Annotated in this window: 16 protein-coding genes; 4 read left to right on the forward strand and 12 right to left on the reverse strand. The window is 67.0% G+C overall.

What is annotated here, in order from left to right:
- Positions 1-2: 2 nt before the first annotated feature.
- Both AC0IYU_RS29665 and AC0IYU_RS29670 read right to left on the reverse strand, forming a co-directional pair.
- Positions 3-1,004, reverse strand: a complete 1,002-nt coding sequence (locus AC0IYU_RS29665; RefSeq protein WP_472124615.1) for a Bug family tripartite tricarboxylate transporter substrate binding protein — start codon at positions 1,002-1,004, stop codon at positions 3-5.
- 41 nt (positions 1,005-1,045) lie between these two features.
- A complete protein-coding gene (locus AC0IYU_RS29670) occupies positions 1,046-2,254 on the reverse strand; it encodes a CaiB/BaiF CoA transferase family protein (protein WP_472124618.1) in 1,209 nt (402 codons plus the stop codon).
- Between the two features lie 163 nt (positions 2,255-2,417).
- Between AC0IYU_RS29670 and AC0IYU_RS29675 the strand changes: the two genes are divergently transcribed.
- Positions 2,418-3,308, forward strand: coding sequence for a LysR family transcriptional regulator (locus tag AC0IYU_RS29675; RefSeq protein ID WP_472124621.1), 891 nt, complete (start codon positions 2,418-2,420; stop codon positions 3,306-3,308).
- A gap of 17 nt (positions 3,309-3,325) precedes the next feature.
- Here AC0IYU_RS29675 and AC0IYU_RS29680 read toward each other — a convergent pair whose 3' ends face one another.
- The 5 genes from AC0IYU_RS29680 to AC0IYU_RS29700 are packed head-to-tail and all read right to left on the reverse strand — an operon-like array spanning position 3,326 to position 8,042.
- Positions 3,326-4,339, reverse strand: a complete 1,014-nt coding sequence (locus AC0IYU_RS29680) for a 2Fe-2S iron-sulfur cluster-binding protein (RefSeq protein ID WP_472124623.1) — start codon at positions 4,337-4,339, stop codon at positions 3,326-3,328.
- Positions 4,336-5,295: a PdxA family dehydrogenase gene (locus AC0IYU_RS29685; RefSeq protein ID WP_472124626.1), complete on the reverse strand. Its 960-nt coding sequence runs from the start codon at positions 5,293-5,295 to the stop codon at positions 4,336-4,338. Before AC0IYU_RS29685 ends, AC0IYU_RS29680 begins: the two co-directional genes overlap by 4 nt.
- A 2-nt stretch (positions 5,296-5,297) precedes the next feature.
- On the reverse strand, positions 5,298-5,762 hold the full coding sequence (locus AC0IYU_RS29690) for an aromatic-ring-hydroxylating dioxygenase subunit beta (RefSeq protein WP_472124629.1): 465 nt from the start codon (positions 5,760-5,762) through the stop codon (positions 5,298-5,300).
- Between the two features lie 29 nt (positions 5,763-5,791).
- Positions 5,792-7,036: a Rieske 2Fe-2S domain-containing protein gene (locus AC0IYU_RS29695; RefSeq protein WP_472124632.1), complete on the reverse strand. Its 1,245-nt coding sequence runs from the start codon at positions 7,034-7,036 to the stop codon at positions 5,792-5,794.
- A gap of 19 nt (positions 7,037-7,055) precedes the next feature.
- The gene (locus tag AC0IYU_RS29700) at positions 7,056-8,042 is read right to left on the reverse strand and encodes a Bug family tripartite tricarboxylate transporter substrate binding protein (protein ID WP_472124635.1); all 987 of its coding nucleotides are present in this window, start codon (positions 8,040-8,042) and stop codon (positions 7,056-7,058) included.
- 81 nt (positions 8,043-8,123) lie between these two features.
- Between AC0IYU_RS29700 and AC0IYU_RS29705 the strand changes: the two genes are divergently transcribed.
- A complete protein-coding gene (locus AC0IYU_RS29705) occupies positions 8,124-8,924 on the forward strand; it encodes an IclR family transcriptional regulator domain-containing protein (RefSeq protein WP_472124638.1) in 801 nt (266 codons plus the stop codon).
- 170 nt (positions 8,925-9,094) lie between these two features.
- Here AC0IYU_RS29705 and AC0IYU_RS29710 read toward each other — a convergent pair whose 3' ends face one another.
- The 5 genes from AC0IYU_RS29710 to AC0IYU_RS29730 form a co-directional block, all read right to left on the reverse strand.
- Positions 9,095-10,063: a hypothetical protein gene (locus AC0IYU_RS29710; protein ID WP_472124639.1), complete on the reverse strand. Its 969-nt coding sequence runs from the start codon at positions 10,061-10,063 to the stop codon at positions 9,095-9,097.
- A 210-nt stretch (positions 10,064-10,273) separates the two neighbouring features.
- Entirely contained in the window at positions 10,274-11,491 is a 1,218-nt protein-coding gene (locus AC0IYU_RS29715) for an NAD(P)/FAD-dependent oxidoreductase (protein ID WP_472124642.1), read from the reverse strand.
- Positions 11,492-11,558: 67 nt separating this feature from the next.
- A complete protein-coding gene (locus tag AC0IYU_RS29720; RefSeq protein ID WP_472124644.1) occupies positions 11,559-11,882 on the reverse strand; it encodes a non-heme iron oxygenase ferredoxin subunit in 324 nt (107 codons plus the stop codon).
- 8 nt (positions 11,883-11,890) lie between these two features.
- Positions 11,891-12,361: an aromatic-ring-hydroxylating dioxygenase subunit beta gene (locus AC0IYU_RS29725; protein ID WP_472124646.1), complete on the reverse strand. Its 471-nt coding sequence runs from the start codon at positions 12,359-12,361 to the stop codon at positions 11,891-11,893.
- Between the two features lies 1 nt (position 12,362).
- On the reverse strand, positions 12,363-13,628 hold the full coding sequence (locus AC0IYU_RS29730) for an aromatic ring-hydroxylating dioxygenase subunit alpha (RefSeq protein ID WP_472124648.1): 1,266 nt from the start codon (positions 13,626-13,628) through the stop codon (positions 12,363-12,365).
- Between the two features lie 130 nt (positions 13,629-13,758).
- Between AC0IYU_RS29730 and AC0IYU_RS29735 the strand changes: the two genes are divergently transcribed.
- Both AC0IYU_RS29735 and AC0IYU_RS29740 read left to right on the forward strand, forming a co-directional pair.
- Positions 13,759-14,700 carry a LysR family transcriptional regulator gene (locus tag AC0IYU_RS29735; RefSeq protein ID WP_472124651.1) on the forward strand — a complete coding sequence of 314 codons (942 nt, stop codon included), beginning with the start codon at positions 13,759-13,761 and terminating at the stop codon, positions 14,698-14,700.
- 138 nt (positions 14,701-14,838) lie between these two features.
- Positions 14,839-15,444 carry a TetR/AcrR family transcriptional regulator gene (locus AC0IYU_RS29740; protein ID WP_472124653.1) on the forward strand — a complete coding sequence of 202 codons (606 nt, stop codon included), beginning with the start codon at positions 14,839-14,841 and terminating at the stop codon, positions 15,442-15,444.
- The last annotated feature ends 43 nt before the right edge of the window (positions 15,445-15,487 follow it).

Genomic DNA, 15,487 nt, shown 5'->3' on the forward strand with positions numbered 1-15,487 from the left:
GCTCAAACAGCGCTGATGTTCTTGTCCTTCGCGACTTTGGTCCAGCGCGCGGCGTCCGCGGACAGCCGCTTGCGCATGGCCTCGGCGGGCTGGTACCCGGCAATGGCGCCGGCGTGGACCAGCTTGTCCTGCACGTCCTTGTCCTTGGCAAGAATGTCGGCGAGCTCCTTGTTGATGCGGGCCACCACGGCGGCGGGCGTGCCCAGCGGTGCGATGAGACCGCCCCACGAATCGAAGTCGAACTTGGGGAAGCCCTGGGCCGACACCGTCTTCACGCCCGGCAGCAGCACGTTGCCGCGCGGCGAGCTGACGGCAATGGCGCGCAGCTTGCCGGACTTGATGTGCGGCAGGGCGGCCACCACGTCCGCGAACATCACGCCGAGCTGGCCGCCCAGCAGGTCGGTCACCGCCGGCGCGCTGCCGCGGTAGGGCACGTGCTGCATGTCGAAACCGCCCAGGTCCTTCAGCTGCTCCATGGCCAGGTGGCCGAAGCTGCCCGCACCCGAACTGGTGTAGTTCAGCGGCGTCTTCGCGGCCTTGGCATGGGCGATGAGGCTTTGCAGTGAATCGACGCCTGGCATCAGCGTCGGGTTGACGACGATGGCCATGGGCAGGTCGTACACGGTGGCGACGCACATGAAGTCTTTCTCCACGTCGTAGGCGCCGTTCTTGTACAGCAGCGGGGCCAGCAGCGCCGGCATGCCGAACATCGACAGCGTGTTGCCGTCGGCCGGCGACTTGATGAACTGGGCGGTGCCGATGGAGCCGGACGCACCCGGGCGGTTGTCGACCATGATCGACGTGCCCAGGCGTTCGCCGAGCTTCTGCGACGTGATGCGCGCGGCGGTGTCGGTCGGGCCGCCGGCGGGGAAGGCCACGACCATCTTGACGATCTTGGCCGGCCATGCGGCGTCGGCGGCGAAGGCCGGCAGGCCGAGCGTGGAGAGTGCGCCGGCGGCGCCTGTGGCCAGCAGATGCCGGCGAGTGATGTGAGCTTGGTTCATGTCTGACTCGTTGAAGGATGAATTCGTTTTTCGTCGGCGATTCAGATCGCCTGCTGCGCCCGTGCCGCGGCGATGGCCTGCTCGTCCATGGCCAGCACCTCGCGCAGTACCTCGTCCGTGTGCTCCCCCAGGTGCGGAGGAGGCCGGCGCACCGGCGTGCGCTCGCCGTCCATCACGTAGGGGGGCGCCAGCACGGTTTGCTGCCCTGCCTGCGAATCGTCGAAGTGGTGCAGCAGCTTGGCCTGGCTGGTCCGCTGCGATGTCAGCGCCTCGTACATGCCGAGCACTTCGCCGCAGGGGATGCCGGCTTCGGTGAGTCTGGCCAGCAGGTCGTGGCGGCTGAACCCGCGCAAGGCTTCCCGCACCAGGGGCAGAAGGATCTCGCGGTTGGCCGAGCGGTCGGTGTTGGTGGCGAAGCGCGGGTCGGCGGCCCATTCGGGGTGGCCGACGACCTGCTGGCAGAAGCGCACGAACTGGCCGTTGTTGCCCACGGTGATGACCACCGGGCCGTCCGCGGCATCGAAGACGCCGTAGGGAACGATCGAAGGATGCGCGTTGCCGAACTTGGGCGGATCGCCGGCCTTCAGCAGGGCCTCCATGCCGTAGTACGAGGTGATCATCAGGCCGCAGTCGTACAACGCCATCTGCACATGGCGCCCGCGTCCGGTGGTGTGGCGCTCGTACAGCGCGGCGAGGATGGCCTGGCCCGCGTACATGCCGGTGAACATGTCGACGGCCGCCACGCCGAACTTCAGCGGGCCCTGGCCCGCCTCGCCGTTCATGGCCATGATGCCGGCCTCGCCCTGCACCAGCAGGTCGTAGCCGGGGCGCTGCGCCTCCGACGTGCTTCGCGCATAGCCGGAGATGGAGCAATAGACCAGGCGGGGGTTCGATGCGCTCAGCTGCCGGTAGCCCAGGCCCAGCTTGTCGGCGCCGCCGACCTTGAAGTTCTCGATGACCACGTCCGATTTCTCGGCGAGTTGGCGCGCGATCTGCACCCCGGCGGGGGACTGCAGGTCGATGGTGACGGATCGCTTGTTGCGGTTCGCGCTGTTGAAGTACGAGGTGTTCTTCGCGCCCACGCGCACGCCCCAGTCGCGCGTGTCGTCGCCGCGGCTGGGGTGCTCGACCTTGATGACGTCAGCGCCCAGGTCGGCCAGCGCCATGGCGCACATCGGGCCCGCGAGCACGCGGGACAGGTCGAGAACACGAAGGCCAGCCAGGGGCTGGACAGGGGTGGCTTGGGGCATGGGGGCGAGCGAACGGGCGAAAGACGAGCGAAGAAGGACAGCGGTCGCAAGAAGAGCTTGCGATGCGTTCGGACGGGGGCCGGGGATGCGCGATTATTCGTCCGCAGGAGGGAATTGACAATCGTGCGACATTTATGACGTTTGTGTAAATCTGGAATTGACAATGGATGTTCAAGCCCTGGGCCTGCTGGTCGACATCATCGAGGCGGGCAACCTGAGCAAGGCGGCGGCCATGCTCGGCATGAGCCGGGCCAACGTGAGCCAGCGGATCAACCGCTTCGAGCGTGAACTCGGCGCGCAGCTGCTGAGGCGCACCACGCGCCAGCTGGAGCCCACCGAGCTGGGCATGAAGCTCTACGCGCACGGTCGCGCCGTGCGTCACGAGGTGAAGGCCGCGGCCGAAGCCGTGAGCAGCCTCGGCAAGGGCTTGCAGGGAATGATTCGGCTCAGCGTGCCCAGCGGCTACGGTCAGTTGCGCATGTCGGGCTGGCTGGCGGAGTTCATGGAGCGGCATCCGGAGATCACGCTGCACGTGATCTTCGACAACGACATCGAGGAGCTGGTGAAGGGCTCGGTCGATTTCGCGGTGCGCGTCATGGCCGAGCCGCCGGCGCACCTGGTTGCCAGAGAACTGGGGCGCGTGCGCTACGTGGCCTGCGCGACCGCGTCGTTCATCGCGCGGCACGGAATGCCGACGAGCCTGGAAGCGCTGAAGCAGCTGCCGCTGATCACCTCGCCGCAAACCGGCGAGCGCCTGAGCATGGCGGGGGTGCAGGCGGGCGGGCACCGGTCATTGCGGACACGGCCCCGGCTGATTTCCGCCAACTTTCACTTTCTCTGCGATGCGGTCGTGCAAGGGCTGGGCGTCGGGCTGGTGCCCGACTACATGGTGCAGGCGCCCATCGAAAGAGGAGAGATGCAACGCCTGGCGCTGAAGGAGGGCGACCTCGACTTCTTGTCGACGCGGAAATTCCTGCTCTACGTTCCGAGCCGCTACCAGACGCAGGCCGTGCGCACCCTGATCGATTTTCTCGTCGAGAAGGAACACCCATAGGCCCGCGATGCCTGTCTTCAGGCGGTGTGCGCGGGTCCTTCGACGAACACGTCGGAATGGAAGTCGCGCGCTTCGAGCCCGCGATGCCGCAGCGCTGCGTCCCGCACGGCATTCACCATGGCTGGCGATCCGCAGCAGTACAGCTCGTGCCCGCGCAGGTCGGGGCATGCGGCCAGCAGGGCTTCGTCGGCGCGGCCTGCAAAGTCGTCGGTGCCGGCTGCGCCGTCGGCGCTCAGCGCCGAGATGAAGCGCATCCGCGGCCATTGCTTCTGCCAGCGCGCGACCGCGGGCCGCAGGTAGATGCCGTCGGCCTGCCGCGCCGCCCAGATCAGGGTGACGGGCCGGTCGATGCGGCGCTTGAGCATGTCGTCGAGGATGGACTTCACCGGCGCGAAACCGGTGCCGCCCGCCACGAACACCACCGGCCGCGTCTGCTCCTCCTGCAGCGAGAACGCGCCGAACGGCAGCTCGATGTCCAGCAGCTCGCCGGCCGCGAGCCGGGGCACGCGCGCGCTGAAGGCGCCTCCCGGCACGTGCCGCACATGCAGCGTGACGGCGTCGCTCTCGTGCGGCGCGTTGGCCATGGAGTAGCTGCGCGTGCTGCCGTCGGGCAGCGTGAGCTGCAGGTACTGCCCGGCCCTGAACTTGGCGCGCTGGCCCGCGGGCAGGCGAAGTTGCAGCACCGACACGTCGGGCGCGGCCAGGTCGTTGCGGAATACCTTCGCCCTGAAGCGCTTGCGTGCGGCGGGGTCGACGCGGCGCACCGCCAGCGGTGCGATCTCGATGTCGCCGCGCGGCGCGCACATGCAGAACAGCACCTGGCCGGGCAGGCAGGTCTCGTTGACGATGGCGCCGTGGCCGACGGCATCCACCTCGCCCCGAACCACCGAGCCGGCGCAGTTGCCGCAGACGCCCTTGCGGCACGAGTACGGCAGCTCGATGCCGGCGCGTGCGGCCGCGTCGAGCACGCTCTCGTCGCCGGCGCATTCGAAGGCGATGTCGCTGCCCGCAATCGCGATGCGATGGCTCATGACCGCCCCCCCGACAGCAGTGCGATCGTGCGCAGCACGGCCTGCGGGTCGGCGATGCCCTTCCCTGCGATGTCCATGGCGCTGCCGTGTCCGACGCTCGACAGCAGCGCATCGGCGCCGATGCTGAGTGCGCTGGCGGCCTGGGGCGCCAGCAGCTTGACGGGAATATGACCCTGGTCGTGCAGCATCGCGACGTAGAGGTCGTGGCCGCCGTGCCCATGTTGTGCCAGCAGCATGTCGGCGCCGGCGGGGCCGCTCACGCGCAGGCCCTCGGCGCGAAGCGCCTGCACGGCCGGCACGACGATGGCCGCGTCTTCCGGCCCGAACAGTCCGCCTTCCGAAGCGTGCGGGTTGATGCCGAACACGCCGATCGAAGGGTCGTTCACGCCCAGCAGTGCACAGGCCTGTGCGCCTGCACGCACCGCGCTCGCCACGAGCGCCGGGGTCAGCCGGTCGAGCGCGGTGCGAACGCTTTCGTGCAGCGTGGCATGCACGATGCGCAGTCCGCCGCCGACCAGCATGAGGAACACGCGGTCCTCGGGCACGCCGCACACGCGCGCGACCAGCGACGGGTAGCCGCTGAAGGCGATGCCGGCCTGGTGGATCGCGGTCTCGTGGTGCGGGCAGGCCACCACGGCATCGACCTCGCCGCGCCGGCAGGCCTGCAGCGCGGCGGTGGCCGAGGCGACCGCCGATGCGCCCGCCGCCGCATCGATGCGACCGGGGACCGCCGCGCTCGCGGGCAAGTCGCCCGCGCCGACGCACCGCACATCGCGCAACAGCGCATCCAGGCCCAGTTGCGCCGCCGTGCGTTCGAACACGCTGGTGGGTCCATAGAGCGTGATGCGCGCGCGCTCGGTGACGGGCAGCGCGGCGAGCGCCTTCAGCGCGATCTCCGGGCCGATGCCGTTGGGGTCGCCGGCCGCCAGCGCCAGCCTCAGTGAACGGGTGTGCATGGTCACAGCGGCAGCGCAAGCAGGGTGTCGGTCACCGTGCTGTCGCACACGGCCACGCGCGATTGCAGGCGCAGCTGTCCGTCCTGCCGCACGAAGCGGTCCTGGTAGACGCCGGTGGCGAACACCTCGGTCTGGCCCGTGGCCATGATGCGTGCCACCAGGAAGGGCGTGCGCGCCTCGGCGGCGTCGGCCCCGGCCTTGTGCAGCAGCGGCATGCCCAGCAGGTGCCGGTAGCGCTGGCGTTCGTAGATGTTGGCTTCGCGCAGCGCCGCGATCCGGTCTTCGAGCATGGCGCGCGAGTCGGCATAGACGATGCCGGCCGGCAGGCCCTCGCGCTCGTTCTCGATGTGCGTGATGCGGTAGTGGCAGTCTTCGGTGAAGAAGCCGGGCCATTGCTCCAGCGCATCGCTGTCGATGGCGTCGGCGTAGGCCGCGTTGAAGGCGCACAGCGCCAGCAGGTCGATCATGTGTTGAGTCCTCGTTCTTCTTCCGTGGCTCAGGCGCCCATGTGCCGGCGGTAGGCTTTCCAGAAACCGCGCACCGAGGCCTCGGTGGCGCGGCCCTCACCGGAGACGGCCGTGTCGCCGCCCATCTCGACCACGGCCTCGTGGTCGGCCGCGCCGGCAATGCCGCGCTGCACGAAGCCGCCGACTGCGCCGTCTTCCATCGAAATGAAGCCCGCAGGCCCCACGAGGTTCGACTGCTTGAGGCGCACCTTGCGCTGCTCGGGCGTGTCGTCGGTGTAGCCGATGTAGGTCCAGTTGAGTTCGGTGCGCGCCGTGCCCTTGGGCAGCACCTGGCGCACGGCCAGGCAGTTCTGGATCTGCTGCAGCACGAAGCCGGGGAACACCGACAGGATCTGCAGGGTCACGCCGTCGTCGTATTCCTTGAAGCCGGCCAGCACGCTCGGGTCTTTCAGGCGATAGCGGTCGTTGTCGGAGCGAAGCGCCTGCTCCCTGTACGACGCGTCCTTTTCGGCCGCCGGGTCGATCATCGAATAGCTCACATGGTGGCCGCCGCTCTCGTCGACGATCACACCGCCTTTCTGCGACAGGCGGTTGAGCTCGAAGGTGGTGAAGAACATGTGCAGCAGGCTGGCGTGGTAGCTGTCCTTGACGTTCTCGACGTAGAGCTTCCAGTTGTTCGGCAGCGCCTGCGTGAAGCGACCGATGACCTCCACCGGCTTGTGCAGCACGCGTTCGATGCGCTGGCAGATCTCGTCGCCGAGGTACTCCTCGATCGACGGCACCTCGTCGCTGAAGCTGCCGAAGACCAGACCGCAGAAGCTCGCGACGCGCAGCTTGCGCGGGCCGTGCGCCTCCTTGCAGAAGCTCGCGGGCATGCCGCCCTGGCCCTTCACGCCCTTCTCGAAGGCCACGCCGGTCAAGTCGCCCTGGCGGTTGTAGCTCCACGCGTGGTACACACACTGGAAGTTGTCGCTGCGGCCCGATTTCTCGAGCGCGATCAGCGCGCCGCGGTGCGCGCAACGGTTCTCGAAGGCGTAGATCTCGCCGTCGTCGTCGCGCACCGCCACCACCGGCGTCTCGCCTGCGAAGGTGGTGCGGTAGCTGCCTGCGTCGGGCAGCTCGGCCTCCAGGCAAAGGTAGTTCCACACCTCGCCGCGGAAGAGGCGCGACTGCTCGTCGGCGGCGAGCTGCGCGTCGCTGTACACCGCGAACGGGATGCGTGTGAGGCCGGGTCCGGACCAGTGGACGGGTTGGGGTTGGATGTCGTTGTGCATGGGTTCTTCGCTGGGTCGCTTATTCCATGGTGACCTTGGCGGCCTGGATGACCTTGTGCCACTTGGCCGACTCGGCCTGGATGAACTGGCCCGTGCGCTCGCTGTCCCAGCCGCGCGGCTCGGCGCCCTGTTCGGCGAACTTCTGCTTCACGTCGGGCAGCGCCAGCGCGGCGGCCATCGCCTTCTGTGTCGCGGCGACGGTGGCGGGCGGCGTGCCCGGCGGGGCGACCACGGCGAACCACGTCACCGCGTTCATGGCCGGCAGCTTCTGCTCGGCGAAGGTGGGCACGTTGGGCAGTGCCTTGGAACGCTGCTCGTCGGCCACCGCGAGGATGCGGACCTTGCCGGTGCGCTCGAACTGCAGCGACGAGGAGATGTTGTCGAAGAACACGTCCACCTGCCCGCCGATCAGGTCGACCAGCGCGGGCGCGGTGCCCTTGTACGGCACATGCGTCATCTCGGTGCCCGTGAGCTGCATGAACATGCTGGCCGTGAGGTGCGACGTGGTGCCGTTGCCTTGGGAGGCGAAGCTCACCTTGCCGGGGTTCGCCTTGAGGTAGGCGATGAACTCGGCCACGTTGTGCACCGGCAGCTTCGGGTTCACCACCAGCACGTTGGGCACGGTGGCCAGCACCGTCACCGGCACCCAGCGCGCCGGGTCGAAGCCGAGCTTCTTGTAGAGGTGCTGGTTGATGGCGATGGGCGCGGGCGGCGAGGCCAGCAGCGTCTTGCCGTCGGGCTCGGCGCGGAACACCACGTCCGCGCCGATGTTTCCGCCGGCGCCGGTGCGGTTCTCGACCACCACGCCGGCCGGGTACAGGTCGCGCAGCTTGTCGGCCACCACGCGCGGCAGGATGTCGGCGGTGCCGCCGGCCGGAAAGGGCACGACGAGGCGTGCGATCTTGTTGTCGTTCTGTGCGTAGGCCTGGCCTGCGAGTGCGGCAAGGCCGACCAGGCAGGCGCAAGCCGGCAGGGCGCGCATGCGCCGGGCGATGGTCTGGAACATTGACTGTCTCCGTGTTCTTCGTGCGTCGAGGGGATTCCAGTGTCACTTTGCAGCCGGTGCGCAACAAGCTAGATTTGCGCAATGCGCAAAAATCAGACCATTGCCCCAGGAGCGGAAGCGCCGCTCGACAAGAATTTCGTGGCCTCGCTGCAAAAGGGGCTCGACGTGCTGACCTGCTTCGGCCGTCAGCACAGCCGCCTCACCGTGTCGGAAGTGGGCCGCCTCACGCGCAGCTCGCCAGCGTCGGCGCGGCGCTCGCTGCTCACGCTGCAGACGCTGGGCTACCTGGACAGCGACGGAAAGCGCTTCTGGATGCTGCCGAAAGCGCTGCTGGTGGCGCACGCGTACCTCGCGTCGCGGCCCGCGCCCTCGCTGGCGCAGCCGCTGCTCGACGCGCTGTCGGAGCGCACGCGAGAGTCGGCGTCGCTCGGCATGCTGCAGGGCGACGATGCGATCATCATCGCGCGCTCCACCGCGCGGCGCAGCCTGAGCACGGGGCTGGGCATCGGCTCGCGGCTGCCGGCCTATTGCGCGGCGCTGGGGCGCGTGCTGCTCGCAGGCCTGCCGCCCGAGGAGGCCGCGCGGCGCGTGCGCGCCATGCCGCGCCCGCGCCTGACCGCACGCACGGTCACCGATGCCGGCGAGGTGCTGGCGCTCATCGCGCGCTGCCGCGAGGAGGGCTACGCCAGCAACGACGGCGAGCTCGAACTCGGCGTGCGCTCGATGGCCGTGCCTGTGCGGGACCGCTCGGGCGAGGTGACGGCGGCGATGAGCATCGCGGTGCGTGCGGAGCGCATGACACTGGCGGAGGTGCGCGAAACCTTCCTGCCTGCGCTGCGCAAGGCCAGCAGCAGCCTGGTGACGCGCCTGCATGCGGTGTAAGCAAGCAACGAGCTGCCCATTCAGCCGCGCCGGGAAGCTGCTCGGCGCAGATCGTCACGGAAGTGTTCCAGCAGATCCGGCCCTGTCGTGCAGCGAGTGAATGCACGCATGCACCACGGCTTCTCGTCGATTGCGAGCCCGCAGTTGCGCAGGGCAGTTGACCTGTGCCGTCAGGCAGCAAGGCCCAGCTCGCGCGCCTCGGCCTCGTAGTTCGCGTAGGAGGCTTTCAGCACCGCGCCGTTGAGGATCATCTCGGCCAGCGGCTCGCGCGCCGCGCCGGGCTGGCCGTCGTAGACGCGGGTGCGCACCCAGCACGACTCGGTGCGCGCGCTTTCGCTCAGCGCGATGATTTCGCGCTCCAGCGTGTACGGATGATCGACGAACAGCGGGCCCTTGAGCAGCCGGATCTGCTGCCCCGCGAACAGCCCCACGGCCGGCCCGCGCCCCTTGAAGCCGGCCTCGCCGACGGTGCTGCCCAGCAGCACGGAGATCATCTCGAAAGGAATGATGGCGCGGCCCCATGGCGAGCCGGTGGCGCCTTCAGGCGTGTACCAAGGGCTCGGCTCGGTGATGACCTGCAGCTTGTCGGCCAGGCTGAACGGGTAGTAGTTGCCCATGTGCTGGTCGAAGCCCATGCGCACGTTCTCGGTCACGGCGCCGCGCTGGCCGACCTTCAGGTCGCGGTTGATGACCAGGCCGGCTGCCGGACGCAGCTTGGCGATGCGCTGCTCCAGTTCATGCGGCAGGCCGGCGGCGTCGCCCACCGAGGCCGAGCCCGTGAGCACCGGCATGCCGTCGCGCTTCTCTGCCCACAGGCGCACGAAGCGCTCGCCGGGCGCGGGCCGCTGCACGAAGGCGCGCACCTCTTCGCCCTCGACCACCATGTTCTGGTAGTGCGCGCTGATGCAGCCGGTCTCGAACCAGGCCTTGCCGAAGACGTCGAACAGCAGCGGATCGAACTGGCTGAAATGCGTCGGCCCTTCGATGGGGCCGGCGCGCAGGCCCAGGCCCTCGGCCATGCTGTCGTCGTGGATGGATTTGTGGCCGTCGTAGCTCTGGTCGTTGAGCATCTGGCGCGGCTTGCGCAGCGGGCCGCAGAGGGCGGGGGTGCCGCTGAAGGGTGTCGTGGGTGAGGTCATGCGGCAGCATCGGGGCAAGCGCGCCGTGGCGCAATCGCTGAGGCGACAGGCGAGGGCGCCAGCGGTGGCCCGGCAGCGTAGCTCGTGCAAGGGTCGGCGGGTGCACCTGCGCTTCGTCGCCGGTGCTGCCGAGCACGAGGAGCTTGGGGGTGTCGATACCCCCGAGCCCACGACGACTTCGATGAAGAGCCGCTCGGCCGTTGCCGACCGTCAGAGCCTGGACAAAGGGACCTGGAGGTCGGCGAGTTGTTGGGCGTCGACGCGCGTGCGGCGCTCGATCAGGCGTCGCGCAAAACGCAGGTCGCGCGCCGCGTTCGGCCCCATTGCCGCGGCGACTTGGTCCCCATCGAGGAAGAACAGCACGAAGCTGTTGGCGTCCGCGTCGCCGCGCATGACCACCTGGTGCTTAGGAGTCGGCACGCCGAAGATCTGCAGGTTGACGTCGTACTGGTCGGACCAGAACCACGGCAGCGGCTGATGGTTCACCGCGGTGCCCAGCGCGGCGCGTGCGGCCGCGATCCCTTGCTCCTGGGCGTTCTGCCAGGACTCCAGTCGCATGCGGCGCCCGGCCCAGTCGCAGTGCCACACCGCGACGTCGCCGGCGGCCAGGATGTCCGGGTCCGAGGTGCGGCACTGGGAATCGACCCGCACGCCGCCTTCGCATGCCAGGCCCGCTTCGCGTGCGAGTTCATCGTTCGCGATCAACCCGACGCCGAAAAGAACCACGTCGCAAGCGAGCCTTCGTCCGTCGTCGAGGGTCGCCGTCAAATCTTCGCCGGGGCCTTGGGCCAGCTGCTCGATCCCCGCACCCAGCTCGACCTGAACGCCATGCGCGGTGTGAAGCCGCAGCAGGTAGTCGGAAATCTCTTCAGGCACCGTGCGCTCGCACAGCCGCCCCATGGCCTCGACGACCGTGACGTCCAGGCCCTTCTTCCGGGCGGTTGCCGCGACCTCCAGGCCGATCCATCCTCCGCCCACCACCAGCAGCCGCTTTCCGGGGACGAGCGCTGCACCGAGCGCTCCCGCATCGCCGATGCTGCGCAGCGTGAAGACGCCAGGCAGGTCGGAGCCGGGGATGGCCAAGCGGCGCGCGCGCCCCCCGGTGCACAGGATCAAGCTGTCGTAGCGAATCGGCTCGCCGCGGCTCAGATGCAACTGCTTGGCGGTCCTGTCGATGCGCGTGGCGCTGACACCGGGGCGCCAGTCGAGCTTCAGCGCATCGAAGGCTTCCGGTTTCAGTAGGTAGGTCGTGTCCGCATGCGCATCGCCTGCGAGCACCGCCTTCGACAGCGGCGGCCTTTCGTAAGGGCGGTGAGGCTCATCGCCGATCAGCACGACCCGGCCCTCGAAGCCGTCGCTGCGCAGCGTCTGCGCAGCCCATCCGCCGGCCTGGCCTCCGCCCACGACCACGATCGTCCGATCACTCATGGGGCCTCCGGACCGCCGAGGAACGGTGTGTCTGCGCCCGGTGCGCGAGCATTGCCATGCATCCGAATCAGCCCAGCGAAAGCAACACCCGGCCGCCTTCGATCTTCACCGGATAGGAGCGGATGGCTTCCGTCACGGGGGCGCAGGTCGGTGCGCCATTGCGCACGTCGAACTTGCCCTGGTGCAGCGGGCACTCGATCTCGTGCCCCTCCAGAAAGCCGTCGCACAGGCGGGCATGTCCGTGGGTGCAGAGGTTGTCGGTCGCATAGATCTGGCCGTCCACGCTGTACAGGGCGATGTCGCGTCCGTCGACCAGCATGCCCACGACATCGTCTGCCGGTACGTCATCGACCGGTGCCGCATCGGTCCATTGGAATTCGGAATCGCTCATGGGTCGCCTCACAACGGATAGATGATGGAGTTCGGGATCATTTCGCTGTCGTAGATGACCTGGCGCGAAGCGAACTTCAGCCCCTGTTCGGTCCGCACGACGACATCGATGTAGCGCCCGACGCTGAAGACCGTCGAGAGCTCGGAAAGCTTGGTGCGAAATACCGCGTAGTTGGCTTCCGACTCGAAGCGATCGGCTTCGGCTTTCAGAACAACCGGCGCGCCGACGATGTGGCGCTGGTAGTAGGGGTCGTGAAACAGAGTTTCTCGAATCCCGTAGACACGGTCCTTGAGCATTCCCTTGCTCTCGAACGAGAGCGTCGCCAGTGGAAAGCCACGGTCGTAGTTTTCTCTGGGCTGCAGCCGGTAGGTGCAGTCTTCCGTGAAGAATTCGGGCCAGAGTTCCCATTGGCTGGAACTGACGGCCTGGGCGTAGCTGGCGTAGAGCTGGGACAGCTCGAAGTAGTCTTTGAAATCCACGTCAAGCCTCCATCACCTTGCGCCAGTACGCGTACATGCCCCGGATCAGGGTCTCGGTGACCATGTGATCGGTGTCGCCCACCTCGCGTCCGCCAAGCTCGGCGAGCGTGCGATGAAAAGGCTTCTGCTCGAAACCCTTTTGCGACAGCTCGATCACTTCACCATCGTCTGCGGACACGAATCCGGCAGGTCCGAAAAGGTTGGCCTGACGCAGCCGGCGCTGCGTCATTTCTTCGGTGTCGTCCTCGAATCCGAAGTGGGTCCATACGAAATCGAAGGCGCCGGGGCCGCTCGGCTGGATGTGGCGCGTGGAGACGCTGTTGACCTGCTGCTGGAAGATCACGCTCGGGAACAGCGTCATCATCACGGCGGTCGGTCCGCCCCACCACGGCTCCGGCACGATGTCGAGGAAGCGGGGGTCGTTGAGCTGCATGCTCTCCTTGAAGCTCGAGACCTGGGTGACCTCGCCGGCCTTGCCGCTTGCGCCGCGCGTTGAAATCATCGCGGCATGGCGATGGTGCCGGTCCATTCGAAGCTCGGACTTGTTGTCCGCACGCCAGAGGCCAAAGGTGACGAACCAGGTGTGCAGCAGGCCCGGGTGGTAGGGGTCCTTGATGTTCTCCTGCATCAACTTCCAGTTGCCCGGAATGCGCTGGCGGTTGTAGCCGAGGATCGTCAGCTTCCGGCCGTTGAACAGCCGATCGAAATAACCCAGGATCTCCGGCCCCATGAAGTCTTCGAGCGATTCGACGTCGGGGTCGAAGGATGCAAAGACAACGCCGCCACGTGTTGCGACCTTGAGTTTGTTCAGGCCATGCTCGGCCGGCTTGAAGTCGGCGGGCATCCCGCCGTTGACCTTGCCGTCCTGCTTGACGCCCCGCCGGAAAGGAACCCCCTGCAGGTCGCCGGTGAGGGCGTAGTTCCATTGGTGATAGGGGCAGGTGAACCCCTGCGCCTTGCGGTTTCCATGGCGTTCGCGGCAGAACTGCATGCCTCGGTGAGCGCACACGTTTTCGACGACGCTGATGGAATCCTCGGCGTCGCGCACCATGATCACGGAGCGCTCGCCGACGACCGTGCGCGTGAAGTCCCCGACCTGCGGAACCTCGGCTTCGAGGCCGACGTAGCACCAGTGGTTGCGATAGAAGAGGCGTTCCAGCTCTTGCCGATGCTGGTCGGCCTCGGTGTAGGCCATGAAGGGGATCCGGCTGGTGCCCTGGTTTTCCCAGTGGATCTTCTGGGGGAAGACGGCCGATGTGTCATCCATGTGGTGTGTCTCCTGTGCTGCCTCAGGGGAGGGCAGCGTCTTGTGGGTGCGGCAATGATCTCCCTTCCACTCACATCGCTCAATAGAATATGAGCAATAGATCAAATTGATTCTGCGAATGTGAGGCGCCATGGAGCTCAAGGACATCGACCTCAACCTTCTGGTCGTTTTCCAGCAATTGCTCGTCGACCGGCGCGTCTCGAAGGTGGCCAGCAGCCTCGGCCTGTCGCAGCCGGGTGTAAGCAACGCACTGGCACGACTGCGCAAGCTCACCGACGACCCGCTGTTCCTGCGAACGCCCCACGGCATGGAGCCGACGCCGTACGCGCAGCAACTCGCGGGGCCCACCGCGACGGCATTGCAGGTCATCCACGCGGCCATCAACCAGAAGGCCTCCTTCGATCCGACGACGTCGAAGCGCGCCTTCACGGTGGGCATGACAGACATCGGCGAGATCTACTTCCTGCCCAAGCTGATGAAGGAAGTGGCGCGGGTCGCGCCCCACGTGTCGATCAGCACCGTTCGCAACACCGCCGTGAACCTGCAGGATGAGATGGAAGCAGGCCATGTGGACCTGGCGATCGGCTTGTTGCCGCAGCTCAAGGCGGGGTACTTTCAGCGCCGGCTGTTCAAGCAGCACTACGTTTGCATGTTCCGGCGGGGGCATCCCCTGGACAAGAGGACGGTGTCATTGAGCGAGTTCTCCGCGGCCGATCACGTCGTCGTGATCTCGGCGGGCACGGGACACGGCAATGCCGACGAAATCCTCGGGCGCAAGAAGGTGCTGCGAAAGGTGGTCCTCACGGTTCCGCACTATGTGGCGGTGGGCCACATCCTTCATGACTCGGACCTGGTGGCGACCGTGCCTGAACGGCTCGCCCAGGCGCTGGCGGGGCCTTTCGGCCTTTCCTACATCCGTCACCCGGCCAAGCTGCCCGAGATTGCGATCAACCTGTTCTGGCATGGCCGATTTCACAAGGACCCGGCCATCACGTGGCTGCGTTCGCTGATCTTCGGGCTGCATGGTGAAGGCACGGCCGACCAGGACGGCCAAAAGAGTCGCGGCGGGTAATGAGTGAATGGGAGTCTGCGCCGCATAGAGATCCTTCAAGCAGCCGGATGGAGTCGTGTGCAGCGAGCGGAAAGGGCGACTGAATATTTTTTCAATCAGCACTAGACGACTGGTCTACTTGACGGCTAGAATTGCGTCATGGCGAAAACGATCACCCCCGAATCCACCGACACCCGAGACAACATCCTCGCGGCCGGTCAGCGAATGATGGCTGCGAAAGGGTTCACGGCCGTCGGGCTGAACGAGATCCTGACGTCGTCCGGCGTTCCGAAGGGGTCGTTCTATCACTACTTCAGCTCGAAGGAAGCGTACGGCGAGGCCTTGCTCGACAGCTATTTCGATGACTATCTTGCGGAAATCGACAAGACCCTGGCGCAGCCGGACCAGACCATGGCGCAGCGCGTGATGAATTATTTCGCCGACTGGCGGGACACGCAGTCGTTCATGGACTGCCAAGGCAAATGCCTGGCCGTGAAGTTGGGCGCCGAGGTTGCGGACTTGTCCGAACCCATGCGCCTGGCGCTGAAGAAGGGCACCGCCGGCATCACCAGCAGGTTGGCCAAGGCCTTGGAAGTCGGCATTGCGGAAAAGTCGCTCTCCATCCATGGGTCGCCTGAGGACACCGCACAGAGCCTTTACCAACTGTGGCTGGGCGCCAGTGTGATGGTCAAGATTGTGCGAGACCGAGAACCCTTCGAGGCCGCCTTGAAAACCACGCGCCAAATTCTTCACCTGTCCCACTGAACGGGGCGGGTCCTGGATGCACTTCGAACCGAGGTGCTTTTTT

The organism is Variovorax sp. AC103 (genome assembly GCF_979254005.1).